Origin of the sequence: Marispirochaeta aestuarii (genome assembly GCF_002087085.1) — a bacterium.
GTDB classification, from domain to species: Bacteria; Spirochaetota; Spirochaetia; order JC444; family Marispirochaetaceae; genus Marispirochaeta; species Marispirochaeta aestuarii.
Genome location: NZ_MWQY01000007.1, coordinates 1 through 25986 on the forward strand (window position 1 = coordinate 1; position 25986 = coordinate 25986).

General features: G+C 54.7%; 20 protein-coding genes. 9 read left to right on the forward strand and 11 right to left on the reverse strand.

From position 1 onward, the window contains the following. The 4 genes from B4O97_RS07140 to B4O97_RS19315 form a co-directional block, all read right to left on the reverse strand. Positions 1 to 2917 (reverse strand): beta strand repeat-containing protein (locus B4O97_RS07140; RefSeq protein WP_408606629.1); only part of this gene is annotated, 2917 nt, incomplete at its 3' end. A gap of 189 nt (positions 2918 to 3106) precedes the next feature. Further along, complete coding sequence (locus B4O97_RS07145; protein WP_158084198.1) at positions 3107 to 5332, reverse strand: LruC domain-containing protein; 2226 nt, start codon at positions 5330 to 5332, stop codon at positions 3107 to 3109. Positions 5333 to 5460: 128 nt separating this feature from the next. Continuing rightward, a complete protein-coding gene (locus B4O97_RS07150) occupies positions 5461 to 6510 on the reverse strand; it encodes a hypothetical protein (protein ID WP_143305591.1) in 1050 nt (349 codons plus the stop codon). Between the two features lie 237 nt (positions 6511 to 6747). Beyond that, positions 6748 to 6885: a PDDEXK family nuclease gene (locus B4O97_RS19315; RefSeq protein WP_143305593.1), complete on the reverse strand. Its 138-nt coding sequence runs from the start codon at positions 6883 to 6885 to the stop codon at positions 6748 to 6750. A gap of 296 nt (positions 6886 to 7181) precedes the next feature. Between B4O97_RS19315 and aroA the strand changes: the two genes are divergently transcribed. Together aroA and ltaE are read left to right on the forward strand one after the other, a co-directional pair. After that, positions 7182 to 8438 carry a 3-phosphoshikimate 1-carboxyvinyltransferase gene (gene aroA, locus B4O97_RS07155; RefSeq protein ID WP_083049577.1) on the forward strand — a complete coding sequence of 419 codons (1257 nt, stop codon included), beginning with the start codon at positions 7182 to 7184 and terminating at the stop codon, positions 8436 to 8438. A gap of 19 nt (positions 8439 to 8457) precedes the next feature. Continuing rightward, positions 8458 to 9480, forward strand: a complete 1023-nt coding sequence (ltaE, locus tag B4O97_RS07160; protein WP_083049580.1) for a low-specificity L-threonine aldolase — start codon at positions 8458 to 8460, stop codon at positions 9478 to 9480. 121 nt (positions 9481 to 9601) lie between these two features. On the opposite strand, the gene htpG is transcribed toward ltaE, so the two are convergent. Next, a complete protein-coding gene (gene htpG, locus B4O97_RS07165; RefSeq protein ID WP_083049581.1) occupies positions 9602 to 11479 on the reverse strand; it encodes a molecular chaperone HtpG in 1878 nt (625 codons plus the stop codon). Positions 11480 to 11651: 172 nt separating this feature from the next. Between htpG and B4O97_RS07170 the strand changes: the two genes are divergently transcribed. The 3 genes from B4O97_RS07170 (at position 11652) to B4O97_RS07180 (ending at position 15866) form a co-directional block, all read left to right on the forward strand. Next, positions 11652 to 14387, forward strand: a complete 2736-nt coding sequence (locus B4O97_RS07170) for a FecR domain-containing protein (protein WP_083049583.1) — start codon at positions 11652 to 11654, stop codon at positions 14385 to 14387. Positions 14388 to 14493: 106 nt separating this feature from the next. Beyond that, entirely contained in the window at positions 14494 to 15108 is a 615-nt protein-coding gene (locus B4O97_RS07175; protein ID WP_083049584.1) for a TetR/AcrR family transcriptional regulator, read from the forward strand. 11 nt (positions 15109 to 15119) lie between these two features. Continuing rightward, on the forward strand, positions 15120 to 15866 hold the full coding sequence (locus B4O97_RS07180; RefSeq protein ID WP_083049585.1) for a hypothetical protein: 747 nt from the start codon (positions 15120 to 15122) through the stop codon (positions 15864 to 15866). A gap of 9 nt (positions 15867 to 15875) precedes the next feature. Here B4O97_RS07180 and B4O97_RS07185 read toward each other — a convergent pair whose 3' ends face one another. Further along, positions 15876 to 16472, reverse strand: coding sequence for a LysE family translocator (locus B4O97_RS07185; protein ID WP_083049587.1), 597 nt, complete (start codon positions 16470 to 16472; stop codon positions 15876 to 15878). 100 nt (positions 16473 to 16572) lie between these two features. Here B4O97_RS07185 and B4O97_RS07190 point away from each other — a divergent pair, with 100 nt between their 5' ends. Continuing rightward, a complete protein-coding gene (locus B4O97_RS07190) occupies positions 16573 to 18015 on the forward strand; it encodes an aminotransferase-like domain-containing protein (protein ID WP_083049589.1) in 1443 nt (480 codons plus the stop codon). A gap of 14 nt (positions 18016 to 18029) precedes the next feature. Next, complete coding sequence (locus B4O97_RS07195; RefSeq protein ID WP_083049590.1) at positions 18030 to 18623, forward strand: YigZ family protein; 594 nt, start codon at positions 18030 to 18032, stop codon at positions 18621 to 18623. On the opposite strand, the gene B4O97_RS07200 is transcribed toward B4O97_RS07195, so the two are convergent. Genes B4O97_RS07200 through B4O97_RS07220 form a run of 5 tightly spaced genes read right to left on the reverse strand, consistent with a single transcriptional unit; the run spans position 18613 to position 23899 of the window. Beyond that, the gene (locus tag B4O97_RS07200) at positions 18613 to 19374 is read right to left on the reverse strand and encodes a hypothetical protein (RefSeq protein WP_083049592.1); all 762 of its coding nucleotides are present in this window, start codon (positions 19372 to 19374) and stop codon (positions 18613 to 18615) included. The genes B4O97_RS07195 and B4O97_RS07200 overlap by 11 nt on opposite strands. After that, a complete protein-coding gene (locus B4O97_RS07205; protein WP_083049593.1) occupies positions 19374 to 20393 on the reverse strand; it encodes a hypothetical protein in 1020 nt (339 codons plus the stop codon). Before B4O97_RS07205 ends, B4O97_RS07200 begins: the two co-directional genes overlap by 1 nt. Next, entirely contained in the window at positions 20390 to 21592 is a 1203-nt protein-coding gene (locus B4O97_RS07210; protein ID WP_083049595.1) for a hypothetical protein, read from the reverse strand. The genes B4O97_RS07205 and B4O97_RS07210 overlap by 4 nt, the downstream gene beginning before the upstream one ends. After that, a complete protein-coding gene (locus B4O97_RS07215; protein ID WP_083049597.1) occupies positions 21585 to 22631 on the reverse strand; it encodes a hypothetical protein in 1047 nt (348 codons plus the stop codon). Before B4O97_RS07215 ends, B4O97_RS07210 begins: the two co-directional genes overlap by 8 nt. Next, positions 22619 to 23899 (reverse strand): hypothetical protein, encoded by a 1281-nt coding sequence (locus B4O97_RS07220; protein ID WP_083049599.1) that lies wholly within the window; start codon positions 23897 to 23899, stop codon positions 22619 to 22621. Before B4O97_RS07220 ends, B4O97_RS07215 begins: the two co-directional genes overlap by 13 nt. A 175-nt stretch (positions 23900 to 24074) precedes the next feature. Between B4O97_RS07220 and B4O97_RS07225 the strand changes: the two genes are divergently transcribed. Together B4O97_RS07225 and B4O97_RS07230 are read left to right on the forward strand one after the other, a co-directional pair. Next, positions 24075 to 25358: a hemolysin family protein gene (locus B4O97_RS07225; protein ID WP_083049600.1), complete on the forward strand. Its 1284-nt coding sequence runs from the start codon at positions 24075 to 24077 to the stop codon at positions 25356 to 25358. A gap of 26 nt (positions 25359 to 25384) precedes the next feature. Then, positions 25385 to 25978 carry a flavodoxin family protein gene (locus tag B4O97_RS07230; RefSeq protein ID WP_083049602.1) on the forward strand — a complete coding sequence of 198 codons (594 nt, stop codon included), beginning with the start codon at positions 25385 to 25387 and terminating at the stop codon, positions 25976 to 25978. Positions 25979 to 25986 lie beyond the last annotated feature (8 nt).

Genomic DNA, 25986 nt, shown 5'->3' on the forward strand with positions numbered 1-25986 from the left:
AAGCAAGTACCGCCCCGTTGATGTCCACCGCTCCGGTTCCGCTTATGACGATGTTCCCGCCAGTGCTTGTTATTGGGAATCCAATAGAAATTGGATTATTCGCGATCCCGTTGATATCAACAAGACCGACCGCCTCGATGAACCCTCCTTGAGAAAAACCTGCAGCATCCAAATCGAGGCTCAAAAGGTCGGCTGTCGTACCCCAGTTACCCGAAGAACTCACCGTTCCTCCAGTTCCCCCGTTTATCGTCAGGCCATAGCCGCCAGTTATTTCGGCAAAAGTCAGGTTCGCTCCGGCGGGATTGCCATTGGACGTAGTATCGATAACGGCGGTGTTCGTCAAGCTCAGGGTAGTAGTGTCCAGATTTATGGCCCCGCCCTCACTCAGGATTGATCCCGCCAGGGATTTTACACCCGACACAGCTGTCAGCCCGTCAACAAAGCTAACAACGTCACCTCCAGCGTTGCCGAAGGAAATCGATCCGGTGTTACCCAAGGTTGTGGCTCCGGCGATGCTGGTTGACTGGGCACCTGTGCTGTCATTGAAGCTCAAATCGAAGGCCACGCCGGCGCCGACGCTCAATCCCGTTGAAATGGTCAGAGCGTCCGGGAAGCTAATGGAACCGGCGGTCTTGTTGAGAACCACGGAATCGAAAGAGTTCCCACCGGAAATGACTGTCTGGCCTCCGTTTCCATCGAACTCAACGGTGCCGTTGTTGTGAGAGAAGGTGCTCGGGGCAAAATCTCCACCTATATAGGTTATGCCACTGGTGGCGCTATAGGTATCAATACCCAGATCCCCCGAAAAGGTAATATTGCCGCTGCCCGCGGTAATCGACCCTCCGCCGGCGGTATCGTCGCCGACGGATAAGGTTCCCGCGGTTGCAGTGAGGGCACCGTCGACAAACAGTCCCTGATTGAGCGTAAGATTCTGATTGCCGACATCGAAGCTTGCCCCCGCCTCGATAATAAGCTGCCCAACAGTAGGACTGACGCTTCCATTATCGAGGTCGGGCCAGACCGGCAGAGCCGGCGACGCCGGGATATAGGCGGAATCAGCTCCCCCCGGAACTCCGACGGGGCTCCAGTTGGCGTTATCATTGAATATCGTAGAACCTGCAGCACCGGTCCAGACGTAGCTGTTTGTCAAAGCGGAAACAGTGCTTATCTGGGCGGTATCGACAACATTCCAGCTTAAACCGTTGTCATAAGAAAGCTCAAGGTATCCCGCGGTCTCGGTTGCCCCGGCCGTCACCTGTATACCGTCGATGGTCATGATATCACCGACAGAGAATGTCGCAGATGGTTCTATTGTGATAATACTCCCACCTGCATTCGTGTACGAGGCGGCGCTAATGTCCCCGCCGCCGATGGCAAAGTCCAGGGCGGAGGCAGCGAAGCTTGCATCCAGCCCGCCAGGGATGCGTAGCTGCAGGGTTTCCGTTCCGCCGGATCTGGTAATAACCGTCGAGCCTCCGGTCTCTGTTATGATTACCCGCGGCAGAGTTGCCGTGGTGCTGAGATCGATTTCGGTATTGCCGGCGGTCTCCAGACGGGGCTCCGGATCCGTTTCGAAGGAGATCGCAGCTGTCTCATTGGCGCTCGAAAAGATGTCCACCGTTACATTGACGATTTCAATTGCAGAGCCGACGACACCGACTGTCGCCAGTCCGTCGCTATCTGTTGTAACCGATTGGCTCTGCGCCGAAGCTACCGCCCCGCCGTTTACATAATCGATCGTCGCGCTGCCACCCACATTGACAGTGATGGACATGGAATACGGAAGAGGTGTCCCGGAAGAGTCAACGATCTGCAGGGTAACCGTCTCTATGTCGGTCCCGTTGTTCACAGCAATACCGTCTTCGGCGGTAACTGCTACATAATCCGGATTCGTCGATACAGGAGATTCAGCCCCGTAAGCCCGTACCACACCGTCATTGGCGTCGAAGGCCGCCGCCGTCGATCCGTTATCCAGGGAGAAAAAGATCTCGGCGGCATCCTGGTATCCAGAACCGGAGCCCTCGGTGAGTTCCATACGCCAATACCCGTTGGTTTCTATTGTGGTAATCGTATGGTATGCTTCCGTAACGTCGTCCGGAAAATTTGTCGCGCCTCCATCCAGACTGGTGCCATTGATAACCAGTACAGTGGATTTATTGTACAGATCGGCGGTGTTACCGGTACTGTCGAAGTCCCAGCCGTGTACTCCCAGATCTTCGCCGTCCATAGCGTTGGATACAAAGGGATAGATCGTCCAGTCCGGTGCTCCGTCACCGGTCTCCGCGTTATAGATGGGCCAGGAATAAGCAAAGCTCCGCACTCCGCTGATCTGGGTCGGTACCCCGCTGCTGAAACGGGAAAGATCCAGCTGAAACGCATTTTTATAGTTGCCTCCATTGGTAGCCGCGTCGACGACGACCTTGAAGTAGACCTTGGTTCCGAGCTGTTCCCCGTCGGATAGTTTCACTCCGCCGAAGTAGGTCCAGTGAGAACTCTCGCTGCCGGTGATGTTATAATTAGCCGTATTGTCGGCAGTAAAGAACCCGAGCTGTCGGCCAGCCTGGGTTTCTCCCAGAGAGCCAAATATTCTTTGCCGGGAACTTGCATCGGTCAGAGCTCCGGTTCCTCCGAAAAGGTAATAATCGGTGGAACCTGAATTCTGGTCCGGTACTGCACCGTCGGAGCCAGCGTCGTTAATTCCGATATAGATAAACTCGTCGTCCGCTACCGCATCGGAGGGAACTTCGAAAAAGACAACGGCAAACAGGTCAGCGCTGCCAGAGCCCAGAGTAGCCGCTTGCTGCAGCCAGTTGTTGGGTTCCGCAGGGATATTGCTCTGGCTCCAGACAGAAACACAGGGAAAGATTATCGATGCAACCAGGAGAAGAACAATAGATATTCTGCGGTCAAGCAACACGTTTTTCCTCTTTCTAAATATAGGTAATACAGCGATTTGAATTTATCATACTCTTCGATTTTTTTCTAAAACAATCTTTTCCAAATTGCAAGTTACCCCTCCATAAAGGGGTAACTTGAGAAAAGGATTTACATGGGGGTCTAAGGAAGAGGAGTATCGTTGATTCCGGACTCACCTGGAACCCAATATTCACTCAGCCAGAAAGATGGAGACAGCTTCGGAGACTACATCCGGTTCAAGTACTGTGGCTACTCCATTCTTCCAGACCACCGCTTCAGTCGCAGCTTCCGTCGTCTGAGTTCCAGCCAGATAAACGTCGGAGCCATCCACGGCAATACCAGTGGCACTGGTGGGAAAACTGGAATCCTCACCAAACAGGTCGGTCTGGACAGAGCTGTCATCAAGCCACCAGGCCGCCCGTTTGCCGGGGAGGTCCAAATCGAAGTAGGATCCGGCTGCGTACACATTACCCGAATCTACCCAGATCCCGCTGGCCTGGGCACCGACACTGTTCAGCTGTATTTCCGTCGATACACCTTCCCGCCAGTACGCTGCCGTTCCCGTATTGTAGCGTCCGGCGATGAAGGCATTGTTTCCATTATGATAGATAGCCTGGGCATTGGAACCGGCTCCTCCGCTGAGTATGCTCAAACCCGTTGCGGTATCGATCCAGTAAACCGCCAGCTGCGAAGTCGAAACACCCGACACATAGACTCTTCCCGCATCGTCCAGCTGAACATCCGTGCCTCTTGCGTAGCTGCCACGCTGCAACTCGAATTCCGAAACAGCGCCGTCGTCGCTCCAGTAGACAGCCCCTGTACTCATGGAGCCGTCCCAATAATAGCCTGAGACGTACACCGTGCCCTCGGTATCGACGATAATCCCTGTGGCCCGCGCATTGACCGCGAGATCACTGCCGGCAATACCGTTCTTCCAGTAAACGGCCACATCACGACCCGAGGAATCCCGATAAAATCCTGATACGTAAACATTACCATCGCCGTCGACATGTATGTCAGTAGCTTTGGATGCACTCAAAGGGTGCAAGTCAATTCGATTGACGGTGGTATCTTCTGCGATCCAGTACGCCGCCACGGAATAGGAGTCTGGCGTATAATTACCTGCAATGTAGGCTTTTAACGCTTCTTCTCCCGGATCATTAGGATCATAGGGATTTTCATACCAATCCCTGGCCTCTAAACCTCCGCTTAAGCGCCAATCAGTAAAATCAGGGTAGAGCTCCTCAATGCGCTGACCTTCATCCGGATGTACCCAGTCTATGGGAATTAACAGAGCCCAGGGAAATCCATCATCGTCGATAAATCGAACTTCCGGGTTTATTGACCTGCTGAGAGATTCAGCATCCGCCAGATGTATATCATGGCGAGTATCGTACACATACAGATAGGGGTTGAATGGAGGCCGGGAAAGAAGTGCCGTTCCCTCCGGTGCAGCATCATCCAAGAAGTATTGAGGAGAATCAAAATCCAGTACAAAGTAGGCCTCTTTTCCTAGCGCTTTATCCGTACGTGCGAAAAGCACTATCTCCGCGGGAGCTCCGACCCTGCGGGCCAGCCTGGCTTCATTGCCGCCGCTATTGATAAATGTTCCACTGAGAGCTGCTTTCCCCTCAAAAGAGTCAATACGGAGCCCGAAAGCATGATTATATCCGGCCAGCTTCTGCAGCGCTTTCGCCTGGATGATAAGCCGTTTAACCCTGCCTTCGGCATCCAAGATTTCCTGAATATTATAGTTTGCGATAAAATCGTTATAATCAGCGTCTCCCGCGTTGGCCTGTCCGAAGAGATCTTCGAATGCGATGGTAATATTCTGGTCCGCAGGTATATTCATGACAAAGGCTGAGTCAGGATCGTCAGGAAATTCGTCATATTTATCGGGAACACCGTCACCATCACTGTCCCGCATAGGTCCGATACCCCTAGCACCTGCTGAAAGGCTTATCGAGTTGCCTGATGAGGACTGAACCATGGAGACGGTGCGGCGGATATGCGAGAAAGCCGCCATATCATCAATCGATATCGTCCGTGAGACATACCCTTCGGCTTCTATCTTGAGCTGATACACCTTCGGCGCCGCCGGCAGAACCAATTCGGCTTTCACTACCTCGTCGGCTTTTACCGAGGTTGAGTAAAGACGATTCCCTCCCTGATCCCAGAAGCTCAGGAAAATCAAGGGAATATCATCCGGAAGACTCAAGGAAAAGTCCAAGGGCTGTGGATTTTCACCGCCACTACCTTCGTAAAGCCTGAAATCAAGCTCGACCGAGGAGCTCAGCAAGGTTTCGAAAGTAAAATCATCCCGGCCGGTTCGCGCTTCGTCTTCTATCTGGTCCGGCGGAAGAACAAAGACCGTATTCCCCGTTGCCCCGGCGTCGGAGCTTTCGTCCAGGGGCATCTGGCACGCCACGATTGTAAACAAAACCAATACCAAAGGGAATAATCTAGATATTCTCTTCTTCACATACATACTCAGCCTCTTCAGAAAACAACATTGATATTACCATAAATATAGACAAAAGCGGATCATTGCGCCAGATAAATCGCGTTTGCTCTGGATTCGGTTCCCGACTCCAGGGGGACCACAGCGCCGTTTTTCCAGTAGATGGCTTCGGTAACTGTTGCAGTAGTCTGCGTTCCAGACACATAGATATCGGAGCCGTCTACGGTGATGTCATAGGCGGAAGTCGCGTAGTTGGAGTCCTCACCAACAAGCTCGGCCTGCGGTGATGAGTCATCGAGCCACCATGTTGCACGACGATTGCCATATGTAAGGCTGACAAAATAGTCCCCAGTCACATAGACACTGCCGTCATCGACCCATATACCGTAGGCATGCCCACCAGGTGAAACAAGATCGGTTCGTGTCGACGAGTCAGTCTGCCAGTAAGCGGCAGTTCCTGATTGGTATCGCCCTGCTATGAAAACATTGGTTCCATCATGAAAGATTCCCTGGGCAGTCGATGTAATGGTAGTGTCCAATTCGGCAAGGCCGGATGAATTGTCCAACCAGTAGGCAGCGTAGTTATTCACAGTTTTACCTGAAACATAGACTGAAGATCCGTCAAGAATAATATCAGTTGCTCTTGCATTAATTCCGCTGCCGAGCACTGTCTCACTTATTGATCCGTCGTCAGTCCAGTATACTGAAGCGTTGTATTCAGAAAGATTCCAATAGTATCCAGACACATATACTGTCCCTCCGGAATCCACGGTTATCCCCGAAGCCTGGGCAGAATTAGTCATGGGATTACTGAGGTCGCCGCTCTGCACCCCGTCCTTCCAGTAAACAGCCACCTGTATATCCGATGCGTTGATATAATATCCCGAAATATAGATGCTGCCGCTGTCGGTGATGAAAATGTCCGTGGCTTGGGAATCTTTCAACGTGGGAACATCCAGATCGACCCGCGTTATGGTCGTCCCGTCGTCGGTCCAGTAGGCGGCAGCCGTATAGCTGAGGCCGGTATCATAATAACCGGCCACATAAACGGTAATTCCTCCATCATCCGGCGGAGAAGTGTTACACCCGAAAAAAAACAGAAGGATCAGAAGCATATATAGGAAATTCTTCACAAGGCTGCTCCCATTGATCCTGAGAAAGGCACGGTGCTGCCGTCGGTTGATCTAAAGAAGCAGAATCTAATGGCAACTGGATCACGTTTTATTTGTATCGACACTTTTTAGTCGACAATGTAATTATAACACTTCAAAATAAAAATACCAATTCACGTTGGTAAAAAGAGTTGCAGGTAAAATTGTTCAGAGAGACAATACGATGAAGTCTAAAGGGATTCCTTCACCATCCAGCACCTAGGAGCGATTCATTTCCCCGGGCTGGTAATAATCCGGCTTTCCGTACTTGCCCGCCGGTCCCAGACGATAGACCATGATCCAGGGAACCTCGCCGTTAACCAGCCAGTACTCCCGGACTCCGTATTTTTTTTTCATAGAGGTTCAGCTTTGCGGTCTGGTCTTTATAGCCGGTGGATTCAGACAGCAGCTCCACGGCAGGGTCCGGGGCTCCGTGGGCCCCCCCCGTTCATCCAGACGGCCAGGCGACATAGTCGGTGTAGGTGTAGGGTCTCTCCTGTGGTTTCGGCACAGCGATGGGTACCTCCTGCATGTTTACCATAGTATAGCCCCGAATATACAACAGAAAAAGAGCTGCCCTCAAACAGACCTCTTTGACCCTCACACCCCCCCTCTGGTAGAATCGAAGACGCAGATAACAGACGAGGTGGCGGATGATTCAGACAGTTTTTCCCGTTGAGTCCCTGGAGGGGTCAATCACCATTCCGGGCTCCAAATCCCACACTATCCGGGCGCTGCTGATCGCCTCCCTGGCGGAGGGGGAAAGCCTGCTCTCGTCGCCCCTGGACTCCTCGGATACCCGCTCCTGCATTGTCCTCTGCCGCGCCCTGGGGGCGGAGATTACCGAGGAGGATTCCGCCTGGCGCGTACAGGGGACCGGGGGGATTGTAAAACCCGTCGAAGACGAGATTGATGTCGGAAACTCCGGGACATCCCTGTACCTGGGGGCGGGAGCCGCGGCTCTGGGGAAAAAGAAGATAGTCCTGACCGGGGACGAACAGATCCGCTCCCGGCCTGTTCAGCCCCTGATAAGCTCCCTGAGCGACCTTGGGGCCGATGCGGTCAGCGTAAAGAAAAACGGGTCCGCCCCTATACGCATAAAGGGCCCCCTGAAGGGGGGAAAAACACGCATTGAATGTCCCACCAGCCAGTATCTCTCCAGTCTTCTCCTGGCTCTGCCCCTGGCGGAGGGAGATTCTGAGATAGAGGTCCCCCTGCTCCACGAGAAACCCTATGTGGAAATGACCCTGGACTGGCTGGACCGCCAGGGTATCCGTTACGAGAACGATGGTTTTGCCAGGTTCAGGATTTTCGGAGGACAACGCTACTCCGCCTTCGAAAGTCTGATTCCCGGGGATTTTTCCACCGCCACCTTTTTTCTCTGTGCCGCGGCCATTACCGGATCGACCATAACCCTGGAAAACCTGCACATGAATGATCCCCAGGGCGACAAGGAGGTGGCGGAAATCCTGGCCCGCATGGGCTGCGCCGTTACAATTCAGAAACGGGCCATCACAATCTCCGGAAAGGCCATGGAAGGGCGGGTCATCGACATGAACGCCATCCCCGATGCCCTGCCCGCCATGGCGGTAAGCGCCTGCTACGCCCGGGGTACGACGGAACTCGTCAATGTTCCCCAGGCCCGGCTCAAGGAGACCGACCGCATTGCCGTCATGCGGGAAGAGCTCTCCAAATGCGGCGCCGATATCGAGGAACGTTCCGACGGGCTGGTAATACGGCACTCCCCCCTTAAAGGCGGGACTGTATGGAGTCATCGGGACCACCGTATCGCCATGGCCATGGCCGTCGGGGCCCTTGGGGCGGAACGTCCCATCGCCATTCGGGATGCCGAGGTTGTGGCGGTTACGGTTCCCCAGTTTTTTCCCCTCTTACGTTCACTCTACACCTGAGATACAAGGAGTTTATGCTATGAAAATCTATGATCTGCGAAGCGACACAATTACCCGTCCCTCCGGCGAGATGCGCAAGGCCATGCACAAGGCCGAGGTGGGGGACGATGTCTACGGTGAGGATCCCACCGTCAATCTGCTGGAGGAGACCGCCGCAAAAATGACCGGAAAAAAGGCGGCCCTATTTGTGCCCTCCGGCTCCATGGGCAACCTGATACCCCTCTACGTACAGTGCGGCCGGGGCAACGAGGTGATCCTTCACGAAAACAGCCACATAATGCATTACGAGCTTGCTTCAGCCGCGACTATTGCCGGCGTCATGCCCCGTCCTGTACCGGGGGAACGGGGTATCCTGACACCGGAAGCGATCCGCCCCCATCTGAGGCCGGACATCTACTATATGGCCCGGACCGGTCTTATCGAGATCGAGAACACCCACAACAAGGAGGGGGGCACCTGCTGGACGGAGGATGAGCTATCTGCAATTCACCGTTTTGCAAAAAAGCACGACATCCCCGTTCATCTGGACGGCGCCCGGGTATTCAATGCGGCAGTGCATACGGGAATCCCGGTTAAAAAGATCTGCTCCTACGTGGACACGGTAACCTTCTGCCTCTCCAAGGGACTGGGCGCACCGGTGGGGAGCCTTCTGTGCGGAGATTCGGAGTTCATCGACGAAGCGCGGCGGATCCGGAAGATGCTGGGCGGCGGTATGCGGCAGGTGGGAATCCTGGCCGCGGCGGGTCTTTATGCCCTGGAGCACAACATTGACAGGCTCCGGGAGGATCATCTGAACGCAAAGAAACTGGCGGAGGTCCTGAACAACGTCTCCTGGGCAAAGGTGGATCCTGACAGCGTCGAGACGAACATCCTTTTTGCGACGATCCCCGATGGGAACGCCGCGGCGGTCTCGTCGGCGCTGAAAAAGAAGGGCGTCCTCTGTTCCGGCGACGGCAACCGGCTGCGATTCGTAACCAGCATGGAGGTAAGCTCCCAGGATATCCGGGAAGCCTGCGACATAATAGCGGCATTAAAAATATAATTTTATATTTGGAACAAAGATAAACAGGATGGGAATGATGAATAGCCGGGATAATATATATCCCGATCTTTAGTATCCTCCCCATCCTGTTTCTATTTCTTTTTTCTTTTTAACAGCTGTATTACAGAGCCATGTTCATTATCCGGTTGAGGCGTTTTACGAACTCCGCCGGTTTTTTCAGCTCCGCCCCTTCGATCATCATGGCCTGCTCCAGAAGCAGGGTGGCCACGTCCTCCACCAGGGCTTTGTCGTCCTTTTTTGCCTCCAGCTTTTTAACGATCTCATGGTCCGGGTTGATCTCCAGGATCGGCTTGATCTCCGGCAGATCCTTCTGCCCCATGGCCTTCAGCATCTGCTGCATCTGCATGGAGGGGTCGGATTCGTCGGCGACGATGCAGGAGGGGGAATCAGAGAGCCGGCTGGATGCGACTACATCCTTTACCTTGTCTCCCAGGGCGTCCTTGATCTTCTTGATCAGGGGCTTTATCTCCTTCTCCTTCTTCTTGTCGTCCTCGGTCTTGAGGTCGTCGGAGGAACCGCTCTTGTTGATCGCCTTCAGGTCGATCTCCTCGTACTTGCCGATGGAGGGCACCACGATTTCATCGATCTCATCGTCCATTACAAGAACCTCGATGCCCTTGGCCTTATAGGCTTCCAACAGGGGAGAGTTCCGCAGGGTCTCTTCTTTTTCGCCGGTTATGTAGTAGATCCCCTTCTGATCCTCCTTCATGCGTTCCTTGTAGGCCTTCAGGCTGGTGTAGCCCTCGACCTCGGTGGACTTGAAACGTACAAGTTCGAGCAAAGTCTCCCGGTTGGCAAAGTCGGAGTAGAGCCCCTCCTTCAAAGGACGGTTGAACTGCTCGATAAACTCGGTGTACATCTCGGGATTGTTCTCGGCGATCCGCTGAAACTCGGAGAGAAGCTTCTTGGCGGAAGAACCCGTTATGGATGAGAGGATCCGGTTCTGCTGCAGGATTTCCCTGCTGACGTTCAGGGGCAGGTCTTCGGAGTCGATTATTCCCCGTACAAAACGCAGGTAAACCGGCAGCAGCTCTTTTTCGTCGTCGGTAATGAATACCCGTTTTACGTAGAGTTTGACGCCGGGCTTGTAGTCAGCCTGGTACAGGTCGAAGGGCGCCTTCTTGGGTACATAGAAAAGAGTGGTGTATTCCTGGGTCCCCTCGGCCTGGGTGTGGAGCCAGAACAGGGGCTCATCGTAGTCATGGGTAAGGGTTTTGTAAAACTCCTTGTAATCTTCATCGCTGAGTTCCGACTTGGGACGCTTCCACATGGCGGAGGCGGAGTTGATCTGTTCGACCTTCTGCTCCTTCTTTTCCTTCCGCTTTTCCCCTTCCCCTTCGTATTCGGTGGCGGTATAGTGAAGGAAAATAGGGAAGGCCACGTGGTTGGAATACTTCTTGATTACCTGTTCGATCTGCCAGCGGCCGGTATACTCCTTGCCCTCTTCGTTCAGATGCAGGGTAACGGTGGTCCCGAAACTCTCCCGCTCCGCCGGGGTAATCTCGTAGGCGCCCTTGCCGTCGGAAACCCATTTATAGGCTGTATCCTCACCGGCTTTGCGGGAGATAACCTCCACCGAGTCGGCTACCATAAAGCTGGAGTAGAATCCCACTCCGAACTGACCGATCAGGTTGGAATCCTTTTTGGCGTCCCCCGTCAGCTTGCCCAGGAAGTTTTTGGTCCCGGATCGGGCGATGGTTCCCAGGTTTTCAACCAGGTCCTCTTCGTTCATACCGATTCCGTTATCGGAGACCGTCAAGGTCGGTTTGTCACCCTCGGTATAACTGATGTCCACCCGGGGATCAAAGGTGAGTTTCTTGAACTCGTCCTGGGTAAGGGTAAGGTATTTCAGTTTGTCCAGTGCGTCCGAAGCGTTGGATATAAGCTCCCGCAGGAATATTTCCTTGTGTGAATAGAGCGAGTGAATAATCAGATGCAGAAGCTGGGATACTTCGGTCTGAAACTGGTGTTTCGACATTTCCGTGCTCTCCTCTTGGTGCAGATAAAAGATATAGATGTTGTGTTTGGCGGAAATATACTAGCCGGGGGACAAAAATTCAAGAAAATTGAAATGCCCCCCCGCCTGTACTATACTTTTATTCGTATACTGGGGATATTTCTGCCTGAAAATCGTCATAACGAGGCGCTGAATGAAAAGAGTACTCTTACCGCTTTCCCTGATCCTGGTTCTGTTAGTTGCCGGATGCAGCAAAAGGGAACCTGAGCCTAAGACCTCGACAGCAATTGTCCCCTCTCCGACGGTCGTATCTCAGGAGCTCCCTCCGGTTGAAGCTCCTGCTCTGGATGAGGGAATAATCGCCTACATAAGCGGCGAGGTGGATATAGCCGACGAAAGCGGCTGGTTTCCGGCGGAAATCGGCGACCTGATTACCCCCGCCGACAGGATCAGAACCGCCGCGGACTCGAGCTGCGAGATACAGTTCGGCAGAATCGCTGTTATCAGCCTTCAGGAAAACACGGAAATCGACATCAGCCGTATCAATCTTACACCGGAGTCATCAAAGGTCGGAATCGCCATGGCGGCAGGAACGGTGCTCTCCAAGGTGCAGAAACTTTCAGGCTCGGACAGCTTCAGCGTTCGGACCCAGTCCGCGGTATGCGGTGTGCGGGGAACCGAATTCAGCGTTAGCACCGATGCCTCCGGGCAGTCGGTCTTCGCAGTCAAGGAGGGGAGCGTTGCAATCCTCTCCCCCGATATAGATACGGAGGAACTGAAGGATCAGCTTGCCGGTCAGGATGCTGAAACGGAGGAGCTTATCGATCAGCTGCTGGAAACAGCTCCCCGGGTGGAAGCCAACCAGGAAATAACCCTGGGACCTGACTTTGCCGAGGAGACCAGAGAGGCGGCGGAATCCATAAAGCGGAGCGTAACTGAAATTGCAGCGGCGGAGAGCCCTGAAGAGCGGGAGGAAAAAACCCGTGATCTGGCGGCGGCGACGGCGCAGACTGCCCGGATACTCAGAACCGAAAGCTCAGGCCCCGCGGAAATATCCCCGGAAAAGAGGGAGGTCCTCAAGCAGACCGACAAGATGAGGATCCTGGAGATCCCCGTGGCAGCCGCAAAAGACGGCGGATCTGAACTGCCGAAAATAAGGCTCCACAAAATTGCCGTCAAGGCAGATCCGGCGGACGTCGAGATTCTGCTGAACGGGGAGAGGGCCGGAAAAGGAAGCTACTCGGCCCTTTTTGAGGAGGGGAGCAGCCTCTCCTTTACCCTGCGGAGGGACGGATACGCTGAGTACCAGCTTGCCATCTCCGTGAGCTCAGATTCAGCCAGGCTCTACAACGTCAAGCTGGCCTCACTTTCCTCCCAGGCTCCCACACCGCCGGCGGCCCCCCAGGTACCTCCTGCCTCTTCCGCTCCTGAACCCCAAACCGAGGCGGCACCGGAGGCGCAGTCTGTGCCTGCACGTTCGGAAGAACCTCAGCCCCGGGCAGAGACAGTGCCCCCTGCCGCAGTGGCAGCCGCCCCTGCACCTCCAGCTCCTGAATCTCCTCCGCCTGCTCCCGCAGCGGCGAGCCCCCGGACGGAAGTCCCCCGGCAACCCGCCCCCCGGCCACAGCCTGTATCGCAGTCGGAGCCGACAGCCCGGACCGAAGCGGAAATACCGGCTCAGCCGGAGCCGCCATCGGAACCCAGGCCCGCACCTGCAGGGCCCGAAACAGTCCGGATAAGCCTTACAGCATCGCCGGCAGACGCCCTGGTTCAGCTTGACAGGGGCATCAGCGGCACCGGCCGGGCAAGCGTCGAAGCCATGCCGGGAGACCGACTTTCCGTTACCGTAAGCCGCCGGGGTTTTACTGAAGAAAGAATCACCCTGGAGGTCGGAGACAGCCCGGTAAGCAGACATATAGTCCTGCAGGAACAACCTGTACTGTTCAGCAGTTCAGCCTCTCAGACAATCCTTATCGGGTTGGCAGCTTCTGACGGCCTTTTACTGGCCTCGGACGCCCGGGGGACACTCAGTGCAGTAGACCTGGACGGAAAAATCCTGTGGAGGACAGAGAGTTCCAATCGGCCCAACGAAAATAACCTCCCGGTAGTTGCAGGCACCAGACTTGTCTTCTCCGGCAGCAGGGAGCTTTTGATCGCCGATCTTGTAACGGGAAAGGCACTGCAGCGGATCCCCCTCCAGAGCAGCCGCTCCCACCTCTTTGGGCGGAGGGCCGTCCCCTATCAGGACAAAATCCTCTACCCCGCCAACAAATCCCTGGACTTCCTCGATCCCGCCACCGGCTCCTTCAGCAGATTTGCCGATCTCGGGACCGCCGGATCCAGGATGAGCCCCGGGATTTATCGTGACATGATTCTGATTGCGGACCAGGAAGGAACCTTTCTTATGATTGGTGCCGGCGGAAGGCTGGAAACATCTATCCCCACCGGTGCCCTGCAGCCTCTTGCCCAGGCTGTTTCAGTTCATGGTGACCGTGCCGTATTTTCCGGACGCCGGGGAGATGTGGTCTGCCTGGATCTGCAAAAAAGAGTTGTGATCTGGGAAAAAAGCCTCGGGGACACCGGCGTAGCCATCGCTACAGATATCGCTGTGGGTGATTCGGGCATCTATCCCTATGGCATGGACGGGACCATATACGGACTCGATCCGGATGACGGTACCGAGCTTTTCACCCCAATCCGCGGCGCAGCCACACCTCCCCTGATCCTGGACGGGGGCCGGCAATTCGTCTACGGCACCCGGGACCGTAAGCTGATTATCGCTGCGGCAGATACGGGAACAACCAGTAAGAGCCTTGACCTGACGGAACAGGCCTCCACACGGCCGGTAATAATTCCCGGGGACAGCCTGATTGCCCTGGGGACCAGAGAGGGACACGTTATTCTGATCGAACCCGCGGGTATACGCTAATCTAAACGTAAACTTCAGAAGGCAGCAATTCTCACTTGACAGTCGAATAATTATTCGATAATATCGACTCATTCTCTCGAATATTTATTCGACAACAGGAGGAACAGTGAAAGACCGGATTGTAAGCGCCGCCATTGAACTGCTGAACGAACTCGGCCCTCACAAGGTTACCACGAACCATATTATCGACGCCCTGGGAATCAGTCCCGGTACCCTGTATTACCACTACCGGAACAGGGAACAGATCATCCTCTCCATATTCCAGCGGATCACCGAAGATTTCGACGCCCTTTTTGTAGAGAATCCCGTCTCGGGAGAAATTACGGGGCTTCTTTCGATGATAGAACAGATCTACCGTTTGTATTTCAAATACCGGTTTTTCTATATGAACCTGTCCATGCTTCTGGACCGGGACCCGGTCCTCGCGGAGGCATACCGGGAAAACTACCGGATAAAGCGGAAAAAACTGGAGAAACTCTTTTCATCCCTGGAGAAACAGGGACTTATTCGGCCCTTTGAATCACCGGAGGAGAAGGATATCTTCCTTCAGAATCAGTGGCTCATCAACGATTACTGGCTCGGATTCCAGAAAGCAGTTGGCATAAGGGATGCCGAAGAAATGATCGGCAAGGGGATCCGTGGCTACCTGGCTTTCATCCGTGAATACTTGACGCCCCGGGGCCGGAGTGCCCTGGTCACCAGACATAACGATACAGACTGAGGAGAAAAAACATGAAACGAATAATACCGGTGCTGATATTCCTGCTCGCTGCAGCAGGGCTGACGGCAGAACCGGATCAGAAAACCGGTCCGGAGGCAGGCAACGGGATGCTGCAGATCCGCATTGAAGAAGGAGAGCACTACCTGCACAGGGTACCGGTCTTTCTATTTATCGCAGTAAAGGCGCCGACCCAGCTTGCCCTCTGGCTTGAGGACATGGATGGCAATTTTATACGGACCCTCTTTGTCACCAGCAGGACAGCCCTGTCCGACTGGCGAAAAGCCCCGGGGGACAAGACTCAGAAGGAGAATTTACGGCGTCCCGAAAGCCTTCCCCTGTGGACCCACAGGAGCACCGGCAGCACGGCAGATCGATGGGACGGGCCCCTGCCAGGGGTGGACGCGGTAAGCTCGGCGACACCGAAAAGCGGTTTCAGCATACAGGCAGATCTTCCCGAAGGAGTGTCGCGCTTCAGGATCCTGGCAGAGGTGAACGCCTCTCTCGATTTTAACCATTCGTATCCCGAAGAGGCGGAAAAGGGGTCTTCGAGATATTCCGGAGGTCCCTGGGGGAGCGGACAGCCGGCCCTTGTCTATGCCGCCGAAGTGGATAGATCTGAAACCGGCGCCGGACCGCTTGAACTGGAACTGCAGGGACATTCCAGTCCCGACGGCTCCACCGGCGAACTCTACACGGATATGGACGGGATAACGACAGCGCGTGAGATTATCGGTAAAATTGAAGCGGAGCTTCGATAGTCACCGCAGCTAAATAAGGATAAAAACCACGGAAGCTGCGGTCATGCCTCCCAACAGCATCCGCACCCCCCTTGCATAGCGGGCCGAACTCATCAGGCGGCCGAGCAGGGTCCCGAAGCCGGCCCAGACCGATATTGCCAGGGGGGTTATTATCAGAAAGAAGAGGATAATGAGAAGGGCAGACGGCAGAAACAGCTCCCCCTGCACGGGGTACACCGACATGGCGGTGATGGACATTATGTAGGCCTTGGGATTCAGGTACTGAAAACCCGCCCCTGCCATTAGACCCAGGGGCTGCTCCGCCTCTTTCCCATGTTTTTCCTTGCCGGGAGTAAAGGCAATCCGGTACGCCAGATACACCAGATACAGGACCCCGAATACCTTCAGCAGCCCCTTCAGGACAGGAATACTCTCAAAGAGGACTCCCAGGCCCAGGGCGCTTAAAACAAGCTGGCTGATTATCCCCAGGACAATTCCCCCGATCAGGGGAAGGGTTCGCCGGTAGCCGAAGCGTGCTCCCGAAGCTGTGAGCAGCATGTTGTTGGGCCCGGGGGTTATGGTCATGGAAAGGGTAAATAGAAAAACCGGAAGGATAATAGCGTACATGGAAACCTCCATACTCTTTTCGTCAGAGAATAGAAGATCCGGGAGAACAATAACAGATACAGATATTTGATTTAACGACCATAACAGTTTAAACTTTCCTATGGCTTTTTCCCCGGATTCACGGCGCTTCCTCTATGAGAAGATAGCCGACAGTATTTCCGATGCAATCGACTCGGGATCAATACATTACGGCGAGAAACTCCCCTCTTTGAGAAAAATGAGCTCCCGTTTCAGGTGTTCGGTTTCTGTAATAATGCAGGCCTATGAGCAGCTGGAACGTCTGGGAAAAGCATGTTCCATTGAAAGATCAGGGTTTTACGCTACCTGCCCGCGAAACGGACAAGCTCCGGAGCCGGAAGCCGAAACCTACACCCTGAAACGTGAGGATGCAAAACCGGTCAGCATAATCGGCCGAATCGTCGAGGCAAGCAACGACACCACGATTCTGCCCCTGGGAGCGGGAATCCCCGATAATGGCCTGCTCCCCTTGCGCAGTCTTCGTCAGTCGATAAACCGGGTCATGCGGGGGCGCCCCGGCATACTCCGGGAATACAGCAACGAGGCGGGCAGCGCCGCTCTGCGCACCCGGATCGCCCGCAAAATGCTGGACAGAGGTGTAAACGTGCCGGCAGATGAGATCCTCATCACCAACGGATGCATAGAAGCCCTGAGTCTCGCGCTTCAGGTCTGCACCGGGGTCGGGGATCCCGTGGCCATTGAAAGCCCGGTTTTTCTGGGAACCCTTCAGCTTCTGAACGAGCTGGGCAGAAAGGTAGTCCCCATACCTACTTCCGCGCGGGACGGAATGGACCTGGAGAGCCTGGAAACAGTACTGAAAAAGGGGGAAGCAAAAGCTGTTGTTACCACCGCGATTTTCCAGAATCCCCTGGGGTTTCTTCAGCCGGAGGAAAAACGGAAAAAAATGGCGGAGATGGCGCACAAATACACAGTTCCGCTCATCGAGGATGATATCTACAGCGACTCATCCTTCAACCATGAAGTCTTTCCGCCAATAAAAAGTTTCGACACCCGGGGAAATGTTCTCTACTGCGCCTCCGTCTCCAAGACCCTGGGACCGGGGATGAGAATCGGCTGGCTGATGGGAGGAAGGTTTCACAGCCGCTGCAGGACCCTTAAAACCGCCCTCAGCCTGGGCGGGAGCCCTCTTCTGCAGGAAGGGCTGGCGGACTTTCTCAGCATGGGATCCTATACACGCCATATCCGGAGGCTTCAGACAGCGATGGCCGGTCAGGCACGGGAGACCAAACAGCTCCTGTTGGGCGCCCTTCCCCCGGGAACGGCCATAAGTGATCCCCGGGGAGGCTACTACTTCTGGGTGGAACTACCCGGAAAAATAGATTCCCTGCAACTCTTCGAAACCGCCCTGAAGGAGGGAATCGGCATTGTTCCCGGCCAGGCCTTCAGTTCAGGCGACCGCCATAAGAACTGTATCCGCGTCAGCTACGGTTCACCCGTTACCCGGGCAACCCGGGAAGGCATAGAGAAACTCGGATCCGTCATTGAGAAAGCGATCAGGATGTAGTAAAAAGAGAGATCATGTTCGTACCGACCCAATCCCGTGCAGCCGAACTGGAAATAAAAAAGTCACTGTTTCTTGCGGCCGCCCATCCGGTCAGCTCCGAGGATGAGGCAAAGGAAATTATCCGCAGAACCAGGGAGGAACACCCCAAAAGCTCCCACGTGGTGTGGGCCTTCGTTCTGGGAGACGAAAACACCCAGCATCTGGGAATGTCCGACGACGGGGAACCCAGGGGAACCGCCGGCAAGCCCGCCCTCTCGACCCTGCAGTACAGCGGACTTACAAACATCCTGGTATGCATCGTACGCTACTTCGGGGGAACAAAGCTGGGCACCGGCGGGCTGGTCAAGGCCTATACCGACTCCACGAAGGCCGTAATCGACGATATTCCCCGGAAACTCCTCGTGGAGGAGACTGTCCTGGGACTGCGCTTTGGATATCACTATTACGAAGGAATCAGGAAGGTGCTGGGGGAATACAAGGCCCGAATCGAGGCCGAGGACTTCGGTACGGAAGTGTCCCTGAAGCTCTGTATTGAAACAGAGCACGCCGGGGAGCTGAAGCAGGCCCTTGGAGAACTCACCAGCGGAAGCGTGGTTATTACAGCCTGATTCCTGATAATGGAAGCATAATCTCGCTGTCTCCGTTATATGCAGTAAAAGAATCAGTCACAGCAGCGGCATCGGGAACCGAGGCGTAATCTCCGGCAGTCGGTGTACCGGAAGAGTCCATATCGAGAAAAGCAAAATAGGTGTAGCTCTGCCCCGGGGTGAGGAAAAAGCAGAGAATGTTCAGGGCCGCAGGGCTGGTAATCGGGATTGAGATATCCGGATTCATAACCGTAAAATCCATGGTGCCGCTTCCCGCAATTAACTGCAAATAGAGAGGTCGGTCCGGTGCCGGCAGTTCGGGAATCCGGTAATCAAACCGCAGGAAGCTGCGGCTGTCCGGGCTGAAGGGCACCGACTGGGATGTATCATTCACAAAGCCGTACAGTTCAAGGGTTTGGCCCTTTTTGGGCGTCAGCTCTATAACCGGCCAGAACTGATCGTTGACAGTGGCCATATTATCGTCCACGGTATCCTCGAGCACATACAGGTAATAACGATCCAGGGCATCCGACTCAGATACATCCAGCAGAGCAACATCCCGGACGGAAGCCATGGGAACAATCGAAGTCGACAGGTTTACACTGGCCCCCCAGGTGGGAATAAAGAATTCCGATGACAGGGTCAGAAAAACCTCTCCAGTACCGGCGGAATTATCATAGTCCCTGAGAATAACCTTCGTTCGCTCCTCCCTGCCACAGCCGGTAAGCAGCACAATAAAGATGAAAAGGAAAAATACAGCAGATCGCTTCATCACCGGGCCTCCCGCACAAATGCCGCCGGCAGGCTGTAGATCCCGTAGACCCGATCTCCGTCCTCTTCCGACCGATACAGGAAAACCAGCTCCGGGTCAGTGGAGGAGCGGTACCCCAAAAGGCGCATACCTTCGAGTTCGTAGTCGGCAAGCTCTTCCCCGGTGGAATTGAAGATTTTCAGGGTCTCCCCATCCATTCCCACAAAGCGGTCCCGGGAGACAAAATGGAAATCCCGTTCGGCGCTTAATCGTCGAACAGACAGGCTGTAGTCGGTCTCATCAACGGAAACCAGCATTACCTTTCTCTCCCCGGTACTTCCGTCGCTACGGGCAAGGATGAACTTGTGTTTTCCGTTCCAGGAGGCAAGGGTAGCTGGCGCGAAGGCAAGAAAGTCAACCGAAACCGGGCCCCAGGTAGTGTCGGCTTCGGGGAAGGCGGCACTGACGATATCTGACAATAAAACATCTCCAAGATTCAGCAGGTTCACATTGTATGTCAAAGTCCCCGTACCAGTATCAGCTAACCACTCCGCAACCACCGGGTCACCCTGGGTTTGTATGAGATGCATGATATTGTTGTACACAGTTATAGAAGTCGTACCGAATACATACCCGGGCGTCTGGGTACCATAATCGTTGAACATCCAGTTCGTAAAATCATACTCCATCAGGGCCAGTCCCTCGTTGGCCCCGCTCTCAAAAAGTTGTACAAACCAGCCTTTCCGGTCAAGGGAAACAATGCGCCGGTAAAGAGGATCAAAATACGGGAACCAGAGAGAGAAAAGATTCCCATCATCCAGGTAGAACAGCCCGCCCCAGAAGGTACATAGATACACTCCGCTTCCGTCTCCGTTATCAGGAACCCCCCAGGCGAGGTCCCAGTCGGGATTAAAATTATTGTCCCGCAGCTGTCCTTCGTATTCGAAGGGAAGCTCCAGGAACTCGAGCTTCTCCTCCAGGTAGGCCTCACAGGAACTCAGCAACAAAAGCAGGGCGGCAACAAGAGTCAGATATCTCATAGCTTCCACCGTATCCCAAGGTTGACCGGCCCGGACCACTGCAGATGCCAGTGCCCCTCAAGATGCACCGGCTGCCCCTTGCCCGCATGGTAATCCTCGAAGGGATGGTCGTAAAAGGAGCTGTAAAAGAACCGCGGCGTGTAATCCAGAACAAGGCGCAGGTCATCACGTCTGAAAAAAGCCATATCCAGTCCCATGCTTATATCGATACCGGCGGTCAGGGTTTTAGACAGGTACATTCCCTCGTCGCCGAAGACAAGGCGGGTCAGAACCCCGAAGCCCATGTAGGGACGTACAGGGTATTCAGGTCCGAGCCCGTAACCGCCGATACCGGCCACGGGCTGCAGAAAACCCCGGGAGGGATCGGTCCAGAGGGTAAACATATTTTTCAGGCTCAGGATGTTCTGTTCCAGGGAGGCATACAGGTAGATCTCCTCATCCAGCAGAAAGCGGATGACACCCGCGGCGGCACCGAACTCCCACAGCCGGGCCTTCAGCTCCACAGCCCATTCGGCATAGGGTACCAGATCAAGAGATCTGGTTTCATCCTTCTCGCCGAAAAGGAGCTCTCCTTCTGCGGGAACATACCCCGGGGCTTCGGCGCGGTAGGGAAGTATGGACCCGGGAAGAGCGCGAAGCTCGATGAATCCGTTCTGTTCACTTTTCCGGATTCCCTTGTCAAGGACAAGGATCGTTTCCGGGGGCAGCTTCAGCTTCAGTGTAACGGGAACAGGTCCGCCTTCAGCTTTCGGTCTGCTGAAGATAATGTCCGCTTTTCCCCCTGCCGCTGCAGCACGGGCGGCTTCCGCCGCGAGGGGAGGAAAGCCCTTTTTCACGGCCGACAGCACCCGGGGTAAAAAGTCCGTCAGAAGCTCTTCAAGATCGAAATCCTGGAAAATATAGGCATCGGTAAAGACCTCCTGGTCGGTATACCGGTCAACGCCCCGCACCCAGAGGCTGGAACGGGAGCCGAACTCAAGGCGCCCGGAATAAATGATCGCGTCGCTCGCTTCAGGGTTTGCCGCGATTTTCAGGGTATCCAGGTTCAGAAGCTCCGCCTCCAGGTTCTCTGCCAGGAGCATCAGCTGCGGATGCTCCTCTTCAGTGATGACGGCAATGCTGCGCTTTACCGCCGAGTTGTCCTGGGACCACAGGAACAGCGGGAAGAGACACAGGAGCAGAAGGAGGCGCTTAATCATAGGCATACCTGGCCACTCCTCCCCGGATACTCGTTACAAAGATGTCCATTCCCGATTCCGCCAGTTCCGGAAAGGTCTCATTGCCGGGGATATCGGTTTTCAGTTTGCGCTCCCCGGTCACGTAGTCGTAGATCAGCATGGTCTCTTCGTCTTCAATCGCATCGCCCCAAAGAAGAAGGTACCGGTTGTTGACGGATACGTTGAGCCTGGATGCCACATAATAGTCGTTCGTACCGTCCGTAAAGAAACGATCATTGAATATCAAATCACTGGTCATCAGAGAGATCCCTGCAGCGGAAATCCAGTCTGGCGGAGTAATGTTATAAACAGTAAACTGGGCTGAGCCCTTACCGTAGTACCCTGTCCCATTCTGGGCCACAACACGTATCCCAGCACCCTGCGGCATCGTTCGCAGCGATTGGGAAACAAAGAGTTCTGATGCTGACGCGAGCCTCTCTTGGTCACCCCCGGGATTAACTGCAACATCTGAACTCCAGAAAATACTGTCAACATGAGTATCAAAGTACGGTATCAATACATAGGCCCTGGAACCAGACTCGGTAATGTGGGAAACCAGAGGTCCGTATGCTGAAATGTCAGCAGGCTCAAATATCGCCTGTTGTGTATCCTCATCCAGCGTCAGGGTATCGCCATAGCGCAGACCACGGTCCCAGTCTTCGTGCAGAGCGTTAATTACCACCCGCCCGCTCACGGGATCACGGTAGCAGTTTATCGGCGGAAGACGGTCCTCCCAGAAATCCCTCTCGTATCCCAGGTCCTGGCTGTAAGGGTAATACTGGTAGCTCGAGAGCCTGCTTGCCCGCAGTACGTAGACCCCCCGGGTTCCCAGCACATAGACCCTGCCGTTGAACTCCCGGGGCCGGGAGACCAGGTGCTGTCCCAGGCTTACCGCGTCCGCGAGTTCGTGGTTTATTCCGATCTCTTCGAGCTGATTGATATACCCGTCAAAACCGAGGTATTCACAGGAGGCCAGGAGGAGCGTCAGAATCAGCATCGGTATCCGCATCAGTTTTTCCATGCCGCCCCCAGGTTTATCAGGACTATACCGCTTTCCCGCACCTTCGCAGGGGTGTAATTCGGGTAATAGCCCCGGATTCCGATGTGGGCAAGCCAGGTCGGCCGGTTCAGTTCAAAACGAAGCCCTGCTCCGGTCATTAGAGCGCGGAAGGTTCGCCATTCCTGATACGGGTTGGTGTAGGTATTGATGCGCATGTTGAGTTCCAGTTGAATCCTTCCTTCGGAATCCGGCCGGGAAAAGGGATACCAGCCGAGATGAAACCCAAGCTCACTCTCAATAAGAAGATCACCGAAATCGGGAGCAAAGATATGGTCCTCCCAGTAATCCGGCAGGGGAAAAAGCCCCACCGAGGCACCAAGGGTGGCGGATTCCCGGAACAGCCTGTAACGCCCCTCGAACAGCAGCCCGAAGGGACGCAGGTAGGAGAAGACAAAGCCCCTGTCCACGGTCATTTCCGGGTAAAGCTCGGGAATTGATACGGAGACATCCTCGGTACCCGCCAGGCCTTCCACAACCCGGGTATAGTGCCCCGGCTTTTCCACCGTCATGCGGTATCGGCTCTCCGCGGGGATCTCGAAGCTCAGCTTTCCATCGGCAAGGGTCCCGGGACTTGTGCCGTCATGCAGCAGGAGCTTTGCTTCGGGGTCAGGTTTCGACTGAAGGGTAAAAAGCACGGTACGGCGAGCCCGTTTTTCGGCCCGTACCTCCCGCAACCTGGCGTCAAGGGCCTGCAGCTCTGCTTCTGAAAGAGGCTCGGTTCTCTCGAGGATATCCGCAGCGGCCTGTTGTGCAAGAAGGGGGAAAACAGATTCCAGGTCGTCCATGAAAAATCGCCCCTGGTAGGTCAGGGAGAAGGGCTCCCTGCCCGCTCCAAAGTCGCTCACCCTGAGAACAAGCCTGCCGAAGAATTCCGAGTTCCGGAGCTGCTCCGCGACAAAAAATCCGTTCACCGCAGCATCTGCCCCCTGGAGCAGGGCGTATTCCCGTATATCGCCGATCCCGGAATCCCCGGGTTCCCCGAGCTGTGAGGAGCTTCCCAGTCTCTGTACGAGAAGACCGGCGAAATCGGTACTCAGTCCGTCGGCCCCTTCCAGAGACCCTTCTTCTTCCGTTCCGGCAAGATATTCGGGGGGAAACACCAGAAAACGCCTCTCTGCAGACCCGGCAGCAGCGTTCTCCTCATGATTTCCCCCGGCATACAGCGAGACAGCCCACAGGAGAAATGCGAGGAGTACTGTAAAGTGGTGTTTCTTCCGGTATATCTTCATTCTGCCTGTTACGGTCCTATTATAGTTCATCGGCAGGGGGAAGGAAATAATTCGCAAAAAGTGTGTTGAAACCTTCTGCCAAGGCGGCTATACTGACTTCGATCATGGACGATGACCCCTACCCTCCGTCGCGCAGTTTACCTCTCAATGACAGTTTACCCTCCCCGGAGCCTGTATGCTGAGCAGCATCATCCTGCTTGTTACCCTGATACTGCTTTCAGGATTTTTCTCCGCCAGTGAAACCGCCTTTACCTCTCTGTCTACCCTTCAGATCCAGCACATGGTTGATAACCACGGCCGCCGGGGACGACGGGTCAAGGAACTGTCGGGAAAGCCTGATGTCCTGCTGACAACAATCCTGATCGGCAACAACATGGTCAATATCGGGGCCTCCGCCATTGCCACGGAAATGACAATCCGGCTTTTCGGAAGCCAGGCCATCGGTATCATGACCGGAGTCCTGACCCTGATCATTCTGATATTCTCAGAGGTAACTCCCAAGCGTATAGCAATAATCCATAACCAGGGGATCGCCCTTGTTACAGCCTTCCCCATACAGGTCCTGTCGGTCATCCTTTTTCCATTCATCCGCATGATCAGCCTGATAAGCTCCCTGATAACAAGGTTCTTCTCTTCGGAACGCCGGGAACACCTCTCCATGGAGGGAATACTCCACATCGTCAATATGGCGGGAACCATGGGTGTGGTAAAACAGTACGAACAGGAGATGATCAAGAGCATTTTCCGGCTCAACGACGTCTCCGCCAAGGCAATAATGACCCACCGAACCGAGGTTTTCAGCCTCGAGAAATCCCTCAGCCTCACCGAAGCCTTTCCGGAGATGATCGAAGAGGGTTTTTCCCGGATTCCGGTCTACGACAGGGACCCGGAAAAGATCGTCGGCGTGGTCCTTTTCAAGGATGCCGCCCGGGAGATTGCCAACGGCAGGGGAAGCATTCCTCTTCAGGAGCTTATGCTGGAACCGATGTTCATTCCCACGACAAAAAAGATCTCCGATATCTATACCGCCTTTAAGGGCGGCAAGCTCAACCTCGCCGTCGTCATGGACGAGTACGGAGGGCTCGCCGGAATCGTAACCCAGGAGGATGTAATCGAGGAGCTTTTCGGCGAACTCTATGACGAAAACGAGGAGAAGGGACGGGAGCGGATCCACCACATCAAAGGTAACCGATACCGGATAAAAGGGGACACCTCCCTCAAACAGATCGAGGACAGTCTGGGGATCGAGCTTCCCCACGGCAAGTATGTCCAGACCATTTCCGGTTACATATCGGAGCTCCTGGACCGGCTTCCCCAGCGCAACGAGACGGTGGAGACCGAATGGGGAGAACTGACCATCGAGGGCATCGTACGTAACCGCATTACCTCGCTGCAGCTTATTCTCAAAGAAGGGTCAAAGAGCTCGGAGCAGAATAACAGCCATTCCTCCGCGATGTGAACGGATATAACAAAAGGAGCGGGTTTATGCAGGTAACAGCCCTGGTCGGGAGCAGAAGAAAAAACGGCAATACCGCGTTCATAAGCAGAAAAATTCTGGAAGCCCTGCGCACCGCTCTGCCTTCGGTGGAAACGGAGCTGCTTTTTCTCGGAGATTTTGACATCCGGGCCTGCACCGGATGCGAAGGCTGTCAAAAAAGCTGGGACTGTATAATACGGGACGATTACGCCGCTATCGTCTCCCGCATCGATGCAGCCGACGGGCTGATCCTCGCCTCCCCCACCTACTGGTATTCCGTCACCTCGGACATGAAGCGTTTTATCGACCGCAGCTACAGCCTCATCCAGTATCCGGTGAGCCGGCGGGAGTGGATCAGCAAATACTCCGGGACCGGCAAGCTCTGCGTGACCGCCGCGGTCTGTGAACAGCATGACGAATCGATGATGGGCAGCACCCTGAGCCTCCTGAATGATTTTTCAAGAGATCTGGGAATCGAAGCAGTCGCCTCGGTCAAGGCAATCGGCCACTTTGACGCGGGAAGCGTCGGCGGGGATTCGGCGGTTATGGAACAGGCAAAAAGAGCAGGAAGGCTGCTGGCGGAACGTCTCGATTCCCCTTGAATCCTCCG

Coding starts and splice junctions, on each gene's coding strand:
- B4O97_RS07225 (WP_083049600.1), top strand. CDS start 24,075: ATGCTGAGCAGCATCATCCTGCTTGTTACCCTGATACTGCTTTCAGGA.
- B4O97_RS07145 (WP_158084198.1), bottom strand. CDS start 5,332: ATGCCCCTGGACGAAAGCTCCGACGCCGGGGCAACGGGGAATACGGTC.
- B4O97_RS07230 (WP_083049602.1), top strand. CDS start 25,385: ATGCAGGTAACAGCCCTGGTCGGGAGCAGAAGAAAAAACGGCAATACC.
- B4O97_RS07200 (WP_083049592.1), bottom strand. CDS start 19,374: ATGAAGCGATCTGCTGTATTTTTCCTTTTCATCTTTATTGTGCTGCTT.
- B4O97_RS07190 (WP_083049589.1), top strand. CDS start 16,573: ATGGCTTTTTCCCCGGATTCACGGCGCTTCCTCTATGAGAAGATAGCC.
- B4O97_RS07180 (WP_083049585.1), top strand. CDS start 15,120: ATGAAACGAATAATACCGGTGCTGATATTCCTGCTCGCTGCAGCAGGG.
- B4O97_RS07220 (WP_083049599.1), bottom strand. CDS start 23,899: ATGAAGATATACCGGAAGAAACACCACTTTACAGTACTCCTCGCATTT.
- B4O97_RS07170 (WP_083049583.1), top strand. CDS start 11,652: ATGAAAAGAGTACTCTTACCGCTTTCCCTGATCCTGGTTCTGTTAGTT.
- B4O97_RS07195 (WP_083049590.1), top strand. CDS start 18,030: ATGTTCGTACCGACCCAATCCCGTGCAGCCGAACTGGAAATAAAAAAG.
- B4O97_RS07205 (WP_083049593.1), bottom strand. CDS start 20,393: ATGAGATATCTGACTCTTGTTGCCGCCCTGCTTTTGTTGCTGAGTTCC.
- htpG (WP_083049581.1), bottom strand. CDS start 11,479: ATGTCGAAACACCAGTTTCAGACCGAAGTATCCCAGCTTCTGCATCTG.
- B4O97_RS07210 (WP_083049595.1), bottom strand. CDS start 21,592: ATGATTAAGCGCCTCCTTCTGCTCCTGTGTCTCTTCCCGCTGTTCCTG.
- ltaE (WP_083049580.1), top strand. CDS start 8,458: ATGAAAATCTATGATCTGCGAAGCGACACAATTACCCGTCCCTCCGGC.
- B4O97_RS07215 (WP_083049597.1), bottom strand. CDS start 22,631: ATGGAAAAACTGATGCGGATACCGATGCTGATTCTGACGCTCCTCCTG.
- aroA (WP_083049577.1), top strand. CDS start 7,182: ATGATTCAGACAGTTTTTCCCGTTGAGTCCCTGGAGGGGTCAATCACC.
- B4O97_RS07185 (WP_083049587.1), bottom strand. CDS start 16,472: ATGTACGCTATTATCCTTCCGGTTTTTCTATTTACCCTTTCCATGACC.
- B4O97_RS19315 (WP_143305593.1), bottom strand. CDS start 6,885: ATGAAAAAAAAATACGGAGTCCGGGAGTACTGGCTGGTTAACGGCGAG.